This is a genomic window from Bradyrhizobium sp. 21 (assembly GCF_023073335.1).
Classification (GTDB): domain Bacteria; phylum Pseudomonadota; class Alphaproteobacteria; order Rhizobiales; family Xanthobacteraceae; genus Bradyrhizobium.
On the sequence record NZ_JADPJG010000003.1, the window covers coordinates 1 to 16,811 of the forward strand.

The 16,811-nt window shown below is 64.4% G+C and carries 15 protein-coding genes; 3 read left to right on the top strand and 12 right to left on the bottom strand.

All coding sequences use genetic code 11. The features are described from left to right. Positions 1-312: 312 nt before the first annotated feature. Positions 313-1,896, bottom strand: a complete 1,584-nt coding sequence (locus tag IVB31_RS05045) for a porin (protein WP_247319439.1) — start codon at positions 1,894-1,896, stop codon at positions 313-315. 503 nt (positions 1,897-2,399) lie between these two features. On the opposite strand from IVB31_RS05045, the gene IVB31_RS05050 reads away from it, so the two are divergent. Continuing rightward, positions 2,400-2,879: a MarR family transcriptional regulator gene (locus IVB31_RS05050; protein WP_247319442.1), complete on the top strand. Its 480-nt coding sequence runs from the start codon at positions 2,400-2,402 to the stop codon at positions 2,877-2,879. Between the two features lie 109 nt (positions 2,880-2,988). On the opposite strand, the gene IVB31_RS05055 is transcribed toward IVB31_RS05050, so the two are convergent. Further along, complete coding sequence (locus IVB31_RS05055; RefSeq protein WP_346730853.1) at positions 2,989-3,921, bottom strand: alpha/beta hydrolase; 933 nt, start codon at positions 3,919-3,921, stop codon at positions 2,989-2,991. 151 nt (positions 3,922-4,072) lie between these two features. Then, positions 4,073-4,321 carry a hypothetical protein gene (locus IVB31_RS05060; RefSeq protein WP_247319456.1) on the bottom strand — a complete coding sequence of 83 codons (249 nt, stop codon included), beginning with the start codon at positions 4,319-4,321 and terminating at the stop codon, positions 4,073-4,075. Between the two features lie 421 nt (positions 4,322-4,742). Between IVB31_RS05060 and IVB31_RS05065 the strand changes: the two genes are divergently transcribed. Beyond that, entirely contained in the window at positions 4,743-5,807 is a 1,065-nt protein-coding gene (locus tag IVB31_RS05065; protein WP_247319458.1) for a 2-dehydropantoate 2-reductase, read from the top strand. A gap of 197 nt (positions 5,808-6,004) precedes the next feature. Further along, positions 6,005-7,516, top strand: coding sequence for an ATP-binding protein (locus IVB31_RS05070; protein ID WP_247319460.1), 1,512 nt, complete (start codon positions 6,005-6,007; stop codon positions 7,514-7,516). On the opposite strand, the gene IVB31_RS05075 is transcribed toward IVB31_RS05070, so the two are convergent. The 9 genes from IVB31_RS05075 to IVB31_RS05115 all read right to left on the bottom strand — a co-directional run bounded on the left by IVB31_RS05075 (position 7,495) and on the right by IVB31_RS05115 (position 16,600). Next, positions 7,495-8,535 carry a HoxN/HupN/NixA family nickel/cobalt transporter gene (locus tag IVB31_RS05075; RefSeq protein WP_247320354.1) on the bottom strand — a complete coding sequence of 347 codons (1,041 nt, stop codon included), beginning with the start codon at positions 8,533-8,535 and terminating at the stop codon, positions 7,495-7,497. The genes IVB31_RS05070 and IVB31_RS05075 overlap by 22 nt on opposite strands. Before the next feature lie 158 nt (positions 8,536-8,693). Beyond that, a complete protein-coding gene (locus tag IVB31_RS05080; RefSeq protein ID WP_247319461.1) occupies positions 8,694-9,434 on the bottom strand; it encodes an ABC transporter ATP-binding protein in 741 nt (246 codons plus the stop codon). Then, the gene (locus IVB31_RS05085; RefSeq protein ID WP_247319462.1) at positions 9,431-10,279 is read right to left on the bottom strand and encodes an ABC transporter ATP-binding protein; all 849 of its coding nucleotides are present in this window, start codon (positions 10,277-10,279) and stop codon (positions 9,431-9,433) included. The genes IVB31_RS05080 and IVB31_RS05085 overlap by 4 nt, the downstream gene beginning before the upstream one ends. After that, on the bottom strand, positions 10,279-12,102 hold the full coding sequence (locus tag IVB31_RS05090; protein ID WP_247319463.1) for an ABC transporter permease: 1,824 nt from the start codon (positions 12,100-12,102) through the stop codon (positions 10,279-10,281). The genes IVB31_RS05085 and IVB31_RS05090 overlap by 1 nt, the downstream gene beginning before the upstream one ends. 55 nt (positions 12,103-12,157) lie before the next feature. Beyond that, positions 12,158-13,315 carry an ABC transporter substrate-binding protein gene (locus IVB31_RS05095; protein WP_247319464.1) on the bottom strand — a complete coding sequence of 386 codons (1,158 nt, stop codon included), beginning with the start codon at positions 13,313-13,315 and terminating at the stop codon, positions 12,158-12,160. 61 nt (positions 13,316-13,376) lie between these two features. Continuing rightward, positions 13,377-13,961, bottom strand: a complete 585-nt coding sequence (locus IVB31_RS05100; protein ID WP_247319465.1) for an alkylhydroperoxidase domain protein — start codon at positions 13,959-13,961, stop codon at positions 13,377-13,379. A 12-nt stretch (positions 13,962-13,973) separates the two neighbouring features. After that, positions 13,974-14,600 carry a CMD domain protein gene (locus IVB31_RS05105; RefSeq protein ID WP_247320355.1) on the bottom strand — a complete coding sequence of 209 codons (627 nt, stop codon included), beginning with the start codon at positions 14,598-14,600 and terminating at the stop codon, positions 13,974-13,976. A gap of 37 nt (positions 14,601-14,637) precedes the next feature. Beyond that, on the bottom strand, positions 14,638-15,672 hold the full coding sequence (locus IVB31_RS05110; RefSeq protein ID WP_247319466.1) for a putative FMN-dependent luciferase-like monooxygenase: 1,035 nt from the start codon (positions 15,670-15,672) through the stop codon (positions 14,638-14,640). Between the two features lie 145 nt (positions 15,673-15,817). After that, positions 15,818-16,600 carry a MetQ/NlpA family ABC transporter substrate-binding protein gene (locus tag IVB31_RS05115; protein ID WP_247319467.1) on the bottom strand — a complete coding sequence of 261 codons (783 nt, stop codon included), beginning with the start codon at positions 16,598-16,600 and terminating at the stop codon, positions 15,818-15,820. Positions 16,601-16,811: the final 211 nt, after the last annotated feature.

Sequence of the window (16,811 nt, forward strand, 5' to 3'; positions counted from 1 at the left end):
CAAGATCGCCCCTCTTGGTCGAGCCGGGATGGGCGACACATACGACAAATCCGAATTTCGGTAAAGTTGAATATTTTTCCGGGAGGGGATTGACGATTTGCCGGGTGTTTTGCCCGACGGGCAACGCAAGGCTCGTCGCCCGAATGAGCGCGGCGACATCCGGGATCTTGTGCGCGTGGATCCGCGGGTATCGCAGCGCTCATCCGGACTACGAATCGTCCCGCTGCGCCTGGCTCCCGAACGTCGGCCCCGCGCAACAAAAAACACCCGGCGGTTTCCCGCCGGGTGTTCGTTCAGATGGTACGACAGATCTTACCAGTTGCGCTGAGCGCGGAGGATCATGGCGATCGAGTCCTGGTCCTTCAGTTCGTAAACCGCAGCCGGCTTCGCGGTTATGACGTTCGGGACGAGGCCAACCGTACCGGAGTACTTCTGGTCGAGGTGGGTCCAGGAGACGTCAGCCGAGAACGTCAGGTTCTTGACCGGGGTCCAGCGAGTGACGACACCGAGCTGGCCGATCGCGAAGTCCGGGTTGCAACCCGTCACGCCCGCCAGGCCTCCGAACACACCGCCGCCGCCGCCAGCGCCGCAAAGCGTGGTCTTGGCCAGCGTGCCGAACTGCGCCTGGGCGTAGGCACCGTAGAGCGAGGAGTTCCAGTAGGGATCCCAGTTGTGGGTGTAAGCACCGCGGAAGCCCCAGGTCTTGACGGTCTCCTGCGAGCTGCCGGTCACGAACACCGTGTCCGGAGCGGACGCGAAGCCGAGGCTGCCGTAAGAGCCAGCAATGCCCGAGTTGCCGTAGAGGGCGTAGCTGCTGCCCGAGAGGTTCTGGAAGTTGTAGCGGGTCGCACCGTCGGTGTAGACGGCCTGGACGTTGATCGTGTCACCCGCGCCGGTCGGGATGTTCTTGATCGAGAGAGCGAGCTGAACAGCCCAACCCCACTTGTCGTCGGGGTGGCCGGTCACTTCGTTGGCACCGTAGTAACCAACGTGGTTGTCATGCGCAGCCACCGAAGCCTGGAAGAGGCCCCAGGCCTGGTCGACACGCACCTGACCGACGAGGTTCGGCGAACGCGTGCCGCCGATGGCGTTGGTGCCGTACGAGCCGCCGATCATGCCGCCCGCGGTTGCGCCGGTCATGTTGACGTTGCCGGCCTGATAGTAGGCCGAGACGTCTTCAGCCGAGAACGACGCCGTGATGCCCTGACCGAAATCGGCGGTGTAGGTGAACTGGTTGACACCAGTGACCGTGCCGCTGCCGCCGACGAGGTTGTCGGTGATGTTGCCGGGATAGTTGGTCCAGGGCGCGTCGAACTGCGACACGGCCTTACCCATGGTGAAGCCGGCGAACTGGATGAAGGCGTAGTACACACCGAGCGCACCGCCCGAGGTGTTGCCGTCGGTGCCGTTGACGTTGCCGCTGCCATTCGAACCGACGAGGGCGGTGCCCGCAGCGTTGAGACCGAGCGTACCGCTGTACTGGGTCGCGCCCGTTGCCGAACCGGTGGGGGTATAGTTGCCCGAGGTCCAGGTGAACACACCGTCGAAGAAGGTGCGGACCACGCCGTATTCGGTCGCGGTGCGGGTGTCGATGTTGAGGTCTTCACGAGCGCGGAAGGTGTAGTAGTTCATCAGGCGGTTGCGAGCACCGGCAGTACCGCTCTGGTTCGGATTGAAGTCCGAGTTGGTGCCGAGGTTCGCGTCGGCGCGCACGTAGCCACCGAGCTTGATGCAGGTGTCGGTGCCCGGGATGTAGTAGAAGCCGGCGCCGTACAGGGAGCAGATCTTCACGTATTCGACCGCCTTGGCCTTCACGGGGAGATCGGCTGCGAACGCCCCGGAGACAGCCATCAGGCTGGCGGCCGAGCCGAGAAAGAGTGTCTTCGTTAGCTTCATTAGTAAACCTCCAAGTCGGTTCAAAGGGCCCGGCTCCTCAGCGGACGCCGCCTTACCCTCTTCAATTTCCTTTCAATTCAGCTCCGCACTGAAGGTCCGGACTGAAACGACAGTGAGGTGCCCGCCCTCCGCCGCGCTTCACGTATAGTTTATAAAAACAATGGTCTCAATTTATTGCTTCGGTGAATTACAAGTTCCGGAAGAGATGTTGCTTGCGAGCAACAGGGGCTTCCGGTTTCAGCTAAGCCTCAGATCCATAAGAAAAAGCCCTCAGGGGGCATCCCGAGGGCTTTCTTGAGGTCTTACATCGCTGTCAGTCGATCAGGTCAACAGAAGCAAAGTTGGAGTGAGCAAAGACGTAATTTACTTAATTGTTTTTTGCAAGCACTTACAGTCAAAATTGTTCCCGCCGTGCGGTGTCCGCCCGTCATAGTGGCGCGATATTCGAGACGCCTTCCCAATATCCCATTAAAAGACTGATCTGAGGGAAACGGGGGGGAGCCATGATCGAGAAGAAACTCGACAGAGCGACGACGGACTTCATCTGGAACATCATCGAAATCCATTCCCAGCTGGAGGACATCCACACCAGCTGGGCCGAGCTGCTGGGCATTACCGAGCCGCAATGGCTGATCCTGATGGCGATCACCGAGCTGGACGAGGGGCGAGGCGTCGCTGGCATCGACATTGCGAACAAGTTGCGCGTTCACCCGGCCTTCGTGACCAACCAGACGAAAACCCTAGAAAAGGGCGGCTTTCTGTCGCGGCGACCGGGAGCGGATGACGCCCGCTTCGTTCTGATGGCGCTTACGGCAAAAGCGACGACGGAAATTGAAAAACTGTCCAAGAGAAAGCTCGCCTTGAATTCGACGATGTTCAACGATCTCGACGAGAAGGCCTTGGCCGACATGAACGCTACGCTCGCAACGATAGCCAAGAATGCCCGGCTGGCGGCACGATTGCTGGCCATCGACGTTTCATGACCCGGCGGCTAAAGCATGATCCGGAAAAGCGCGAAGCGGTTTTCCGGAAAGATCATGCGCAAACAAAGAGCTAAAGCGCGATGACGATTCAACTCAGTCTCATCGCGCTTTAGAGGTAGGTCACGGGATCGAGCTGACGGGCAGATCCAAGCTTGCTGTCGAGCCATTCGAAAATGAAGTCGTCGACAGCGATGAAATTCTCGACCTCGCCGAGAGGATGCGGGATGCGGTTGGGCACGACGACCGAGCAATCGGCTCCAGTCTGCCGATAGGCGGATTGCAGTTCGAGGGCATCCTGCTCCCAGATCATCGAGCGGCTCCCGACAACGGTGAGAAGCGGGCATGGTATTCGACGCGACGGCAGCAACGAACCCGTCGAGGTCCCGTCATGAGCGGGCTGTTCAAGGCCGGTCATCCAGCGACTTGACGCTCGACGCATGACCGCCGTCAAAAGGCCGCCGTCGCACACGGCGGCAGCTATCCTGCGATCCGAGAGGGCAAGGCGGGAGGCATGAGAGGCGCCCGCCCCTTCGCCGTAGATTGCGATCCGCTGCGAGTCGACATCCGGGCGGCCCTCCAGATAGTCCAGGCAGAATTGGAGGATATGCTCCGGCTTGAAGGAGCGACGAACAGATGAATTGCCGGCATCAACGAGCAGGAGCGACATGTTCCGGCGAAGTGAGACAGGCAACAACCTGGTCATCATCGAGCTCAGCGTGATTTCCTCGTCACTGACGCAGATGACCGTAGCCGCGGGAGCCTCACGACAGAGCGCCGGGACAAAGAAGCCAGCAACCGCCCCTTGGTCGAAGCAATCGATCTTCACGCGCTCAATCGTCAGACCAGCGTCATCCTCGAAGCCTCTCATGCTGATACCGACCTCGTCTGCGAGGTCGGTACTTTCGATGTCCCCCGGACAAGACAAATTGCCGACCACTTCAAGGGCCGTCAGCGAGCACAGCCACGCCTCCCGCGCAATCTGCACCGAGCCATTTTCGCGCGCAGATTCGGCGAACGTCCGGTAGTCGTCTGCGATCCTCATCCAGTCCGAAACCCACAGATGCCTGTGCGTCTCACGCACGAGTTCTGCGACGGAGAGGCTTTCGAAGAATCCGGACGCACGATTCCGCAAGCGTGCCAGGCTTCGCCCGGCGCCGTCGCACGAGCGGTGAGGCCAATGATCACCTTCCATGTCAGTCCTTGAACGGCGCCGTCAGCGCTTGCCGGGAGTTGTTGTGCCCGGACTTGCCGGCTTTGATTTCAGCGCCGCGCGCTGGACGCCTGTTCGATCCGACCACAGGCATGCCGGATTGCGGCCATCGCGCTTGCGTCTGCTTTGGCGTGATGATCATTCCGTTTTCTCTTCGCGGGGCGAAGGCACTTGGTAGTCCAAACGAACCGGATTCGATACGAAATCCTCGGCGGCTCAACTCAATCGTCACGTCTCAGCTCCGTTGCTGATACTCGGTTATGCCCGCCTGCCCGCTAGGCCTCTGTCCACTCTGCCACTTCTTAGCACGCTTCGTTTGTAGTTTTTGTTGCAGCCGGCGATCAAAGATTAGGTTTCGTTTGATCACGGAGCAGGCAGGATGCTGTCAATCCTCGGACGTCGGGTATTTGGCGCAGCCGGCAGTGGCAGGACCAATGGACCCGTGGCCCGGATGGAGCGGAGCGGGCCCTCGCCGGCGGAGGGCGTGATCCCGGCCGCGCTTCGCTCTGCGGGGCGACGAGAAGACCCCGGCGGCGCCTTGTATGCATTATCCCAGTTGCCTTGGCCGGGCACTTTGCCTTACATGCCGCAAACTCGCTCTCAGGCACCGGCCGGGGCTCAAAAAAATCGCATAAATTTCAAAGGGACGAGACATGGCGCGCAACATCCTGATTCTCGGGGCTTCCTACGGCTCCCTGCTGGGCACGAAGCTGCTGATGGCGGGGCACAACGTCACCCTCGTCTGCCGCGCCAAGACCGCGGAGCTGATCAACCGCGAGGGTACCGAGGTGCGCATCAAGTTGCGTGACGAGGCGGTACACCGCGCCGTCTTCTCACGTGACCTTCCCGGCAAGCTCGACGCCGTGACGCCCGCCAATGTGGACCTCTCACGCTACGACATGGTCGGCCTTGCGATGCAGGAGCCACAATACACCAATCACACCGTGCGCGTTCTCATGGTCAGGATCGCCGCGGCGAAGCTGCCGTGCCTGTCGATCATGAACATGCCGCCGCTGCCTTATCTGAAGCGGATCCCCTCGCTCGCCGACATGGATCTCGAGGAGGCCTACACCAATGCGCAGGTGTGGGAGCGCTTCGAGCCGGGGCTGGTGACGCTGTGCTCGCCCGACCCGCAGGCCTTCCGTCCGCCGGAAGAGGCCGCGAACGTGCTTCACGTCGGCCTGCCCACCAACTTCAAGGCGTCCGCCTTCGCCGACGAGAAGCACAACAAAGTGCTGCGCGAGCTCGAAGCCGACATCGACGCGGTGACGCTCGACGGCCACGACGTGCCGGTGAAGCTGAAAGTGTTCTCTTCGCTGTTCGTGCCGCTGGCGAAATGGTCGATGCTGCTAACCGGCAACTACCGCTGCATCACGCCGCACGAGCCGCAATCGATCCGCGACGCGGTGCACGGCGACCTCGCACGCTCGCAGACGATCTACGACCATGTCGATACGATCGCCCGCCGTCTCGGCGCCGATCCGCAGGACCAGGTGCCGTTCGCGAAATACGCCAAAGCCGCCGAGAGCCTGCTCAAGCCGTCATCGGCCGCGCGCGCGGTGGCCGGCGGCGCGCCCTTCATCGAGCGCGTCGACCTGCTGGTGAAGCTGATCTCACATCAGCTCGGCGTGCCCAATGCAGAGATCGACCGCACGGTCGAGACCGTGGACCTCAAGCTGAACGAGAAGATCGTGCAGGGCGGATCCGGCGCGCAATAGGAATTCGGCTCCTGCCGCCATCCCCGAGAACGAGGACGACGATCCGCGAGCCCCTTATCGGCCCGGACTTCTACGGCAGTCGAATCGCCCCTGAACTCCGCCGTGGGCAACGGTGCATGATTCGCGCCGTGGCGCTCGACGTGCACCGGCTTGGTTGATAAAGCCCCAGTCCGCGAATGGAAGGGCCTGAGTCGGACATGACGGTTGCGATCGAGATGGGGCAGACCACGGCGGGCGCCGCGGCGGCCATGGACCTCGAGGAACTGCTGGCGACCCGTCTCCTGGTGCAGGGCAATTCGGGTTCCGGAAAATCACATCTGCTGCGGCGGCTGCTGGAGCAGAGCGCGCCCTGGGTGCAGCAAGCCATCATCGATCCCGAAGGCGATTTCGTCACGCTGGCCGAGCATTTCGGCCATCTCGTGATCGAGGCCGAGGATCACACCGAGCGCGGCCTTCAGGTCGCCGGCGAGCGCGCGCGGCTGCATCGGGTCTCCACCGTGCTCAATCTCGAAGGGCTGGATGCCGAGAACCAGATGCGCCGAGCCGCGGCGTTCCTCGGCGGGCTGTTCGATGTTGACCGCGACCATTGGTACCCGATGCTGGTGGTCGTGGACGAGGCGCAACTGTTCGCGCCTGCGGTCGCGGGCGAGGTCTCGGACGAAGCGCGAAAACTTTCGCTCGGCGCGATGACCAATCTGATGTGCCGCGGCCGCAAGCGCGGGCTGGCCGGCATCATCGCAACCCAGCGGCTGGCCAAGCTCGCCAAGAACGTCGCGGCGGAAGCGTCCAACTTCCTGATGGGCCGGACCTTCCTCGACATCGACATGGCGCGCGCCGCCGACCTGCTCGGCATGGAGCGACGGCAGGCGGAGACGTTCCGCGATCTCGAGCGCGGCCAGTTCATGGCGCTAGGGCCTGCGCTCTCGCGCCGGCCGCTACGCCTGCATATCGGCGCGACCGATACCAAGCCGCGCAATTCCACGCCGCGGCTGATGCCGATGCCGGAAGCCACGCTCGAGGATATGCGCGCCGTGATCCTGGCGGCGCCGCCGCCCGATGCCAGCCGGCCGCAGCGCCGGCCCGCGCCCGATCTGCTCGAGCAGCTCCGCGCCGCGAAGGCTGCGGCACCGGAGATCGGCCCCGACATGATCGAGGTCCCGGTCAGTGCCGAGGAGCTCGCAGACCGGCGCGAGCGCGTGGATCGGACCCTTCGTGCCGTCCTCGCCGCGCCCGATGCCGGCTTTCGCGCGGTCGGCGTGCTCTACCAGGAGTTCGTGGTCCGCTGCCGCATCGAAGGCCTCGGCTCGGCCGTGCCCGACCTCAACGAATTCCGCCGCATGCTGACGCGCGCACGCGCGGGGCTTGGTGCCGAGCATGCCGAAGACGATGTCTGGCAGGACGTGTCGCTGCGCGCGTCGATCCTGCCAGACGACATGCAGGGCGTGTTCATGATGATCGCGCGCGCGGCGAAAGAAGGCTGGCCGTGTCCCGGCGACGCCACGATCGCCCGCGCCTATGGCTCGCATTCGCTGCGCCGGGCGCAGCGCCTGCTCGGCTACATGGAGGAGCAGGGCCTGATCGTCTGCCAGCTCGACGGCAGCGGACGCAGGATCGTGACGCTGGTGGAGCTGGCCTGGGCCACCGCACCGGGCGATCCCAATGCCGACGATCTGCCGGCGGAGCAGGATCAGAGCGCGGCCTCGGCCTGAGCTTTGCTTTGCGCAAAGGCCTTGCCGTCGTCCGCAACAGGTCCGTCCGCGAACATGCGGCGATAGAGCACGACCGAGACGAGCCAGGCGATTGCGAACAGCGCGATCACGGCGAAGCCGACATTGGCGAGCGAGTCGTTGAGTGCATCGGCCAGCGTCCACACTCCGCCGAAGAGACCAAGCCGGTCCGCGATCAGGCCGAGCGCCTCGATGCCGCCGATCAACAGCGCCACCGCGACGGAGGCGCCGGTGATCGTGAGGTTATACCAGAGCTTTCGCAGGGGATCGACGAAGGCCCAGCGGTAGGCGCTCACCATCAGCGCGGAATCGGCGGTGTCGACCAGCGCCATGCCCGATGCAAACAGCGCGGGGAGAACCAGAACATCGGCGAGCGAGACGCCGCGCGCGGCTTCGCTGGCGGAGATGCTGAGCAGGCCGATCTCGGTCGCGGTGTCGAAGCCGAGCCCGAACAGGAAGCCGAGCGGATACATGTGCCAGGGCTTTGTCACGAGGCGGAACATCGGGCCAAGCAGCCGCGCCAGAAGGCCGCGATTGGCAAGCAGGGCATCGAGGCCCTCGGCGTCGTGAATCCCCTGCTCCCGTGCCGCGCGAAATGTCCGCAACAAGCCGGCGAAGATGACGAGATTGATGGCCGCGATCAGGAGCAAAAACAGCGCCGAGACCGACGTGCCGATGAAGCCGCCGATCTCCCTGAGCAGGCTGTCGCCGCCGAGGCTCACGACGCCGAGCGCGAGCAGCACGGTCGCGGCCACGACGATCGTGGAATGGCCCAGCGCGAAATAGAGACCGGCGCTGCGCGGCGTATTGCCCGTCTGCATCAGCTTGCGCACCACGTTGTCGATGGCCGCGATGTGGTCGGCATCGACGGCGTGGCGCAGGCCGAACACCCAGGCGAGCAGCGCGGTCGCCATCACCGTCGGCCGGTCGCCGAACGCCGCGAAGGCCCAGGCCCACGCCGCGATGTTGGCGGCGATCAGCCCGCCGAACAGCAGCACCATTTTGGGCACGACCGCCCGCAGAGACCATCTCGTCACGAACAACATTCCGTCCGCTGCACACCCATCACGGCAACGGTATGATATTTTCATAAGATGGTCATACTGACCAGCCCCAGTCGTCGCCCGACGACCGCATATGCGAATTCGCGGGGGAGGCCCTACGCCGCCTCGGAGCCGCCGAGATAGGCGTCGCGGATGCGGGGATCGTCCTTCAGCGCGCGCGCGGAGCCTGACAGCACGATCTTGCCGGTCTGGAGCACATAGGCCTCGTGCGCGATCTCGAGCGCGAGGCTGGCGTTCTGCTCGACCATGAACACCGAGACGCCCTCCTGGTTGATGGTGCGGATCAGCTCCAGCACGCGATCGACATAGAGCGGCGACAGGCCCATGGTCGGCTCGTCCATCACGATCATCCTGGGACGGCTCATCAGCGCGCGCGCCATCGCGACCATCTGCTGCTCACCGCCGGAGAGCGAGCCGGCGCGCTGCGAGAGCCGCTGCCCGAGCTTCGGGAACAGCGCGAGCATCTTGTCGAGATCCTGCGCCACTTCGGTGCGGTCGTTGCGCACGAAGGCGCCCATCAGGATGTTTTCGCGCACGCTCATGTCCGCGAACAGCCGCCGGGCCTCCGGCACCGAGGCAATGCCGCGGCGGACGATCTGTGGCGTGGAAAGTCCCAGCAGCGAGGTGCCGTCGAAGGTGACCTCGCCCGAGCGCGGCTTCACCAGGCCTAAAATGATCTTCATCGTCGTCGATTTGCCGCTGGCATTGCCGCCGAGCAGGCAGACGATGTGGCCGCGCCCGACATTGATCGACAGGTCGAAATGCACCTGGGCCTGGCCGTAGAAGGTGTTGACGTCAGACAACGCCAGCAGCGGTTCGGGTGCGCTCGTCGTCATGCCGCGCTCTCCTGCTCCGTCGCCCCCGGCAGGCCGTGGCCGAGATAGGCCTCGATCACCTTGGGATCGCGGCGCACCTCCTCGCCCCGCCCTTCCGCGATCTTCTTGCCTTCGTCCATGACGATGACGCGGTCGGACAGACGCATCACCATCTCCAGCTTGTGCTCGATCAGGAGAATGGTCAGGCCTTCCGCCTTCAGTTCGGCGACGAGGCCCTGCATCTCCGCGGTCTCGGTCGGGTTCATGCCGGCGGTCGGCTCGTCGAGCAGCAGCAGGCGCGGCTTCAGCGCCAGCGCGCGCGCGATCTCGACGCGGCGGCGATTGGCGTAGGAGAGACTATAGGCCGGCTGGTCGATCCGCGGCAGCAGCCGCTCGCCGAAGCGGGCGAGGATGGCCTTCACCTCTTCTCGCAGCCGCTCTTCCTCAGCTTTCACGCTAGCGGGCCGCAACAGCGCCAGTCCCAATTCGAGCAGCGGGCCGATCAGCGGCACGGCTGGCTTGACCGCACGCAGCCGCGTGTGGGCGCCGATCAACACGTTGTCCATGACGCTGAGATTGCCGAAGACGCGGCCGAGCTGGAACGTGCGCGCGATGCCTTGGCCTGCGAGCCGTTCGGGCGAGAGACCCGTGATGTCCTGGCCTTCGAAACGAACTTCGCCGGCATCGGGCCGGTCGAGCCCGGTCACGAGGTTGAACAGCGTGGTCTTGCCGGCACCGTTCGGGCCGATGATGCTGATCAGCTCGCCTGAGGCGAGATCGAGATCGATGGCGTCGACGGCGGTGAGGCCGCCGAAGCGGCGCGTCAGCCGGCGCAACGACAGCATGGAATTGAGCGCCTCCGCCATCACATCGTCCCCAACAGGCCCTGCGGCCTGAACCGCACCAGCAGCAGCAGCACGATGCCGTAGATCAGGATGCGATACTCCGCCGCGACCCGGAAGACTTCGGGCAGACCGACCAGCGCGACAGCTCCGAGGATGGCGCCAACGACATTGCCGAGGCCACCGAGGATGACGACCGTCAGCGCCAGAATGGATTGCTGCGTATTGAAGGTCTCGTGGTTGATGTAGGAATAGAGATGCGCGGCGATGCCGCCGCTGACGCCGGCGGCGAAGCCGCCGAAGATGAAGGCGAGCGATTTGTAGCGGTTCAGGCTGAGCCCATAGGCGCGCGCGGCGACGTCGTCGTCGCGGATGGCGCGAAAACTGCGGCCGAGATGCGAGCCGAGCAGGCGCCCCTGCAGCAGCGCCAGCACGACCATCACGATGAAGCTGAACCAATAGATCGAAATCGGGCTGACCAGCTCATAGCCGAACAGCGCCAGCGGCGGGATGCCGGAGATGCCGATCGGACCGCGGGTGACGCTCTCCCAGTTCAAAATCACCAGTGAGACGATCTCGCCGATCGCGAGCGTCGCGATCGACACGTAATGGCCACGCAGGCGGAACGACGGCGAGATCAGCGCGGTGCCGAGCGCCGCGCTCATCAGCCCACCGCCGATGATGGCGAGACCGACCGGGACGGATAAATTCAGCGACAGCAGCGCGGAGGTGTAGGCGCCGATCGCGAGCAGCGCGGCGTGACCCAGCGAGACCTGCCCTATCGTGCCGGCCACCAGCGTCAGGCTGAGCGCGAGCATGCCGAGCAGCCAGGCGTTGATCAGGGTCTGGAGCACGTAGAAGGACACCGGAAACAGCGGCAGGACCGCGAAGATGCCGGTTGCCACCAGCAGCGCCCAGCGCGGAATGCGCACGGGGCGGCTCGGCGCAATGAACGTGCCGGTGAGCGGCTCGGGCGGCGCCTGCCGCGCGCTGGCGAACAGGCCGTTCGGACGCAGCACGAGCACGACGACCAGCAGCAGGAACGCGAACAGATTGCGGTAGCTGGTGCCGAACACCGCGACACCGTAGCTCTCGACCAATCCGAGCAGCAGGCTGCCGATGATCGCACCGGGCACATTGCCGGCGCCACCGACGACTTCGGCGACGACGCCCTTGAGCGTCGCCTGCAGGCTCATCGCGGTGTCGATCTGGTTGTAGTACATGCCGACCAGCATGCCGGAGACGCCGCCGAGCGCAGCCGCAATGCCGAACACGGCCTGATTGACGCGGTTGACGTCGACGCCCATCTGCATCGCGGCGTCGCGATCCTGCGCGGTAGCGCGCACCGCCCAGCCGAGCTTGCTGTAGCGCAGGAACACGAACAGCAGCAGCGCACTGGTGAGGCCCACGCCGGCGATCAGCAGATCGAGAGGCCCGATGGTGCCGCCGCCGACCTGGAAACGAACGTCCGGCAACTGGCTCGGCAGCGCGCGCGGATTGGGCGAGAAGGTCAGCATCACCAGCTGGTCGAGCACGAAGCTGATTCCGATCGTCGCCAGCAGCGGCGCGATGCGCACCGAGTTCTGCAGCGGACGCAGGCCGAACCGCTCGATGATCAACCCGACCAGCGCGGCCGCCACCGCGACCACGATGATGGTGAGCGGCAGCGGCGTATGCAGCTGCACCACCGCGACCCAGCCGATATAGGCGCCGACGAGGTAGATCGATCCTTGCGCAAAGTTGATCAGCCGGCTGACGCCGAAGATCAGCGCGAGGCCGACCGCAACGAGGGCGTAGACATTGCCGACGATCAGCCCGTTGATCGTGTAGTCGAGCCAGGAAGACACGCAGTTTTCCTAATGAACAGAGAAAAGGCCGGGGAGGACGTCCCCGGCCATCATTTCAGGTCGGCTTGCCGTCCCAGAGCGCGAACTGGCCCTTGCGCACGACAAGCTCGGCATTCATCGCGCCCTTGACGCGGCGGCTGGCGACGTCGAACGTCGCAGCCCCGAAGATGACGCTCGGGACGTCTTTTACTTTCGTGAAGGCGTCGCGGACTGCGCGCCGGTCGGTGCCGCCGATCTTCACCACGGCGGCGGCCATGTTCATCGCGTCGTAGGCGTAGGCGTTGAAGGCGTCGGGCTCGAGCCCGTTGTATTTCTTCTTGAAGCCCGTGATGAACTTCTGCACCTCGGGCCGCGGGTCTTCCGGGAAGTAGCGCGTGCCGACATGGACGTCCTCGACCGCCTCGCCGCCGAGCTCCAGGAATTTCGGCGAGTAGACCGAGCTCGCCGCGCAGATCACCTGCTTCAGCCCGACCTGGCGCGCCTGGCGCGCGATCAGCGCACCGTCGGAATAATAGGAGATCAGGATCAACCCATCCGGATTGGCGTCGCGCACGCGCACCAATGTGGAACGGAAATCGCGCTCCTCCGCGATATAGCCCTCGGTGACCGCGACCTCCGCGCCGTACTCCTTCGCGGCGTTGACGAAATAGTCGCGGCTGGTACGGCCCCAATCGGTGTTGAGGTGCAGCACCGCAAGCTTCTTCAGGCCAAGCTTCTTCACGGCATAGGCCGCCAGCAGCGGCTGCTCGTCGGCCTGGCTGACGGACGTGCTCCACATGAAGTCGCCGCCCTTGGTAAAATCGGGATGCGAATTGGTGAAACCGAATTGCACGAGGCCCGCGCGCTGATAGATCGGCGAGGCCGCCATCGAGGCCGGGCTGGAGAAATCGCCGAGCTCCAGCACGATGCGGGGATCGGACACGAACTTCTGGGCGATCGCCACCGACTGGCGCGGATCGCTCTGGCTGTCCTCGAAATTGTAGGCGAGCTTGCGGCCGTTGATGCCGCCGCCTGCGAGGATCTCGTCGAGCGCGAGATCAAAACCCTGCTTCCATTGCGTGCCATATTGCGCGTTCGGTCCCGTGAGGGGGCCGCTGACGCCGAGCAGGATCGGCTCGGCCGTATCAGCGAAGGCAAAGCGCGAGAGTGCTGTTCCCGCTATTGCGGCGGCCAGCGAGCCCTTGACCAGGGTTCGACGATTGATGTTGCTCATGCACGGCTCCATCCAGTCAGGTGTTACAAACAAGCAGCAATTTCCATGCCGATGAGATTGCCTATTTCGAGGGCTCGCCGAGCGACAGCATCAGCCGGTTCGCCCAGTTGAAGAACGACGCGCCGTTGATGACGTCGACGATCTCGGAATCGTCGAGACCGGCGCGGCGCAGTTCCGCGACATTGTCGGGACCGAACGCAATCGGCGTCGCGGCCAGCGCCACCGAGGCCTTGACCACCGCATTCCAGCGCTCGCCAAGATCGGCGCCGACGCCTTCGTCGAGCAGGCGCTGCACATCGTCGCGGCGCTTGGAATAGGTGCTGGCAAAGCGCGCATGCACGGAGGCGCAATAGATGCAGCCGTTGTAGCGCGAGGTCGCAGCCGCAGCGAGCTCACGCTCGGCGCGCGGCAGGCCGTCAGCGACGTTGTAGAAGATGTCCTTGTCGGTCTTGGTGCGGGCTTCCAGCACTTCGGGATCGCGCACCAGCAGGCGGAAATATTCCGACTTGGCGCGGGCGCGATCGACGAGACCGGCGAAATGGCGCTCGGTCAGCTCGGCCTCTGGCAGCGGGTCGATCCACGACACCCAGGCCAGTTCATCCTGGGTGAAGACGACGGGCGGGTTGACATTGTTTGCAGCGCTCATGATGCGGCCTCCTTACGCGCCGGCCACGGCGTTCGCGGTGCGCCCGAGCGAGGCACCGAGCACCTGCAGGCCAGTGACGACGCGGACCTGGAAGGACAGGAACGCAACGAGTTGAGAGAACGTGACGATGCCGGTGCTCGACCAGCCGGCGGCCAGCAGCGCCTTCATGTCGGTGGACGCGGCATCGCGCGGTCGGAACACGAGCAGGTGGGCATGTTCGAACGCTGCAGCGAGCCGTGCGCCGAGAACGGCCTTACGATCCGCACTCACGCGATAGATCAGCCCCGCCTTGTTCTCGACCGACAGCGGGCCGGCCGGAAAGGCGCCGTACGGACCTGAGGTCTCGCCCCGCCCGATTTCGACCTCGATGGCCTCGATCAGGCGCGCGCCATCGGCGGTCGCCGCGAGCTTCGCGCGATAGAAGGCGGCCACAGTCGATTCGCGGTGAAGTCCGATCACGAAGAGCGCGACCGCAGCGCGTTCCACCAGCGAGACATCACCGGCGTCGATCGGCTCGAACAGCGAAAGATAGCTCTTCTGCGCGTTTTCGCGTGCCTGCAGACGACGCGCGCGGATGGCGTCAAGAGCCGAGCCCGGCTCGATCCCGGCGAGCGTGTCGATGATATCCGTCGTACTCATCATTCAGCCTCGTGCAAAGCGATCAATTTCATTCCGATCAACCGGCCAGAGCCACATCGGGCGCCGTCCGCGTCCAGCCCAGCGCCGGCGCCACCTTCTCCGCGACGAGCTCGATCGAGCGCAGGATATAAGGATGCGGGGCATCGACCGAATGCGCCTGGAAAACGAGATCGGTCACCCGCTCCAGCGTGGCGTCGGTTCGCAGCGAGGCGATGACGTCGTCGGCCGCGCCGACATGGGTGTCGAACGCCGCGATCATCTCCTCCAGCGTCTCGCCCGGAGGCAGGTGACCGCCCTTCATGAATTGCGGCAGCGCGCGCCGTAATCCAATGTCGGCAAGGCGCATCGCCTCGGTCCGGTCGTCGGCGACGAAGACGCTACGCGAGGCCATGATGCGGGGCTCGCGTCCCGGCGGCAACGCGTCGAGATAGGCATCGATGACCGGATTCTGAATCTCGGCCAGCGTTGCCTTTGGCGCCTCCTTGGGCCTCGGCTGGGTGCGCGACAGCAAGAGGCCATCGCCCGCCTTGCCGGCACGCGCGCCGCCGGCGACCGAGAACGTCGCCTGCCAGATCCGCTTGTCCAATTGCGGCCGCTGCGGATAGAGCGTATCGCCGCCAGTAAGCGGCTTGCCGACCAGCGCGGTGCGGACGACCTCCAAATTGCGGGCAAAGATCTCGTTGCGCTGGGTGCTGTCGAGACCGAACGCGGCAAAGGCCGACGGATTGCCGCCGGTGCCGACGCCAAGCTCGAAGCGGCCGTTGCAGAGCAGATCGAGCACCGCGGCGTCCTCCGCCACCCTCACCGCGCTCTCCAGCGGCAAGGTGACGATGCCGGTGCCGAGGCGGATGCGCGAGGTCTGCGCCGCGACGTAACCGAGGAAGGTGAAGGGAGACGGCAGGCCGCCCTCGCGCTCGTGGAAATGATGTTGCGCGATCCACGCGGAATCGAGGCCGGCCTTCTCGGCACGCACGATCTGCTCGGCCGCGAAGCGGTAGCGCTCGGCGGGCGGAGCCTCGTCGAGCAGCCGCGTGAAGAATCCCAGTCGTTTCAGATTTGCAAAACGTTTCATACGACCCCTGTCGGGCGAGGATGGGCCCCGATGATGTCGGTTGCCGCAGCTCCAGACAAGCGGGCATTGCGCAAGGCTGCCCGCCGGGATCGCCCCTGTGCTGGACCTTGGCTGGACTTTACTGGACTTTGGCTGGGCAGAGTGCCTACCAGCTCGGCAGTACCGCGCCCTTGAACTTGGTCAGGACGAACTCCTTGACCTCGGCGGTGTGGTAGCTGTCCACCAGGATCTTGACCCAGGGCTTGTCCTTGTCCGCGGCGCGAACCGCGATCAAATTGACATAGGGGCCCTTCGGATCCTCGCGCAGGATCGGATCCTTGACCGGATCGAGGCCCGCCTGGGTTGCATAATTGGTGTTGATCGCGGCGGCGTCGACGTCGTCGAGCGCGCGTGGCGCCTGCGCGGCGTCGACCTCGATGAACTTCAGCTTCTTGGGATTCTCGGTGATATCGAGCACCGTCGGCTTGAAGCCGGTGCCGTCCTTCAGCTTGATCACACCCTTGTCGCGCAGGAGCAGCAGCACGCGGCCGCCATTGGTCGGATCGTTCGGAATCGAGACCTTGCCGCCCTCGGGGATATCGCCGATGGCCTTGTGCTTCTTCGAGTAGACGCCGATCGGGAAGTTCACGGTCAGGCCGACAGCCTCGATCTTGTAGCCGCGGTCGGCCTTCTGGTTGTCCAGATAAGGCTGGTTCTGGAACGAATTGGCCTGGATCTCGCCGGCATCGAGCGCGGCGTTGGGCACGACGTAGTCGGAGAATTCGATGAGCTGGATGTCGAGGCCGTTCTTCGCCGCAATCGGCTTCACGGCCTCGAGAATCTGCGCATGCGGTCCCGGCGTGACGCCGATCTTGATGGTCTCGGCTGTCGCTGCGGTCGACCAGACGGCGAGGACGGTCGCGAGGATCAGGGGGAGGCGAAACGACATCTTGGTCTCCGTAACTCGGCGGCAATGATTGGAACCGTATTCGCTTCTCCGCCGGGCGAAATCAATGAAATGGAAATCCATATTGACCGGCCGATGCGGACGACGCTTCTCCGTTCGACGTCATGCGGGGAACGAATGCACCCGCGCAAGCGTGAGGCGTATCACGGCAAAATCGCACGCGGCGAGCGAGATTGGCGGCAAGACCAGCCAG

Coding starts and splice junctions, on each gene's coding strand:
- IVB31_RS05075 (WP_247320354.1), bottom strand. CDS start 8,535: ATGGTGCTGCTGTTCGGCGGGCTGATCGCCGCCAACATCGCGGCGTGG.
- IVB31_RS05065 (WP_247319458.1), top strand. CDS start 4,743: ATGGCGCGCAACATCCTGATTCTCGGGGCTTCCTACGGCTCCCTGCTG.
- IVB31_RS05055 (WP_346730853.1), bottom strand. CDS start 3,921: ATGAGGATCGCAGACGACTACCGGACGTTCGCCGAATCTGCGCGCGAA.
- IVB31_RS05115 (WP_247319467.1), bottom strand. CDS start 16,600: ATGTCGTTTCGCCTCCCCCTGATCCTCGCGACCGTCCTCGCCGTCTGG.
- IVB31_RS05080 (WP_247319461.1), bottom strand. CDS start 9,434: ATGACGACGAGCGCACCCGAACCGCTGCTGGCGTTGTCTGACGTCAAC.
- IVB31_RS05100 (WP_247319465.1), bottom strand. CDS start 13,961: ATGAGCGCTGCAAACAATGTCAACCCGCCCGTCGTCTTCACCCAGGAT.
- IVB31_RS05110 (WP_247319466.1), bottom strand. CDS start 15,672: ATGAAACGTTTTGCAAATCTGAAACGACTGGGATTCTTCACGCGGCTG.
- IVB31_RS05095 (WP_247319464.1), bottom strand. CDS start 13,315: ATGAGCAACATCAATCGTCGAACCCTGGTCAAGGGCTCGCTGGCCGCC.
- IVB31_RS05070 (WP_247319460.1), top strand. CDS start 6,005: ATGACGGTTGCGATCGAGATGGGGCAGACCACGGCGGGCGCCGCGGCG.
- IVB31_RS05045 (WP_247319439.1), bottom strand. CDS start 1,896: ATGAAGCTAACGAAGACACTCTTTCTCGGCTCGGCCGCCAGCCTGATG.
- IVB31_RS05085 (WP_247319462.1), bottom strand. CDS start 10,279: ATGGCGGAGGCGCTCAATTCCATGCTGTCGTTGCGCCGGCTGACGCGC.
- IVB31_RS05050 (WP_247319442.1), top strand. CDS start 2,400: ATGATCGAGAAGAAACTCGACAGAGCGACGACGGACTTCATCTGGAAC.
- IVB31_RS05105 (WP_247320355.1), bottom strand. CDS start 14,600: ATGAGTACGACGGATATCATCGACACGCTCGCCGGGATCGAGCCGGGC.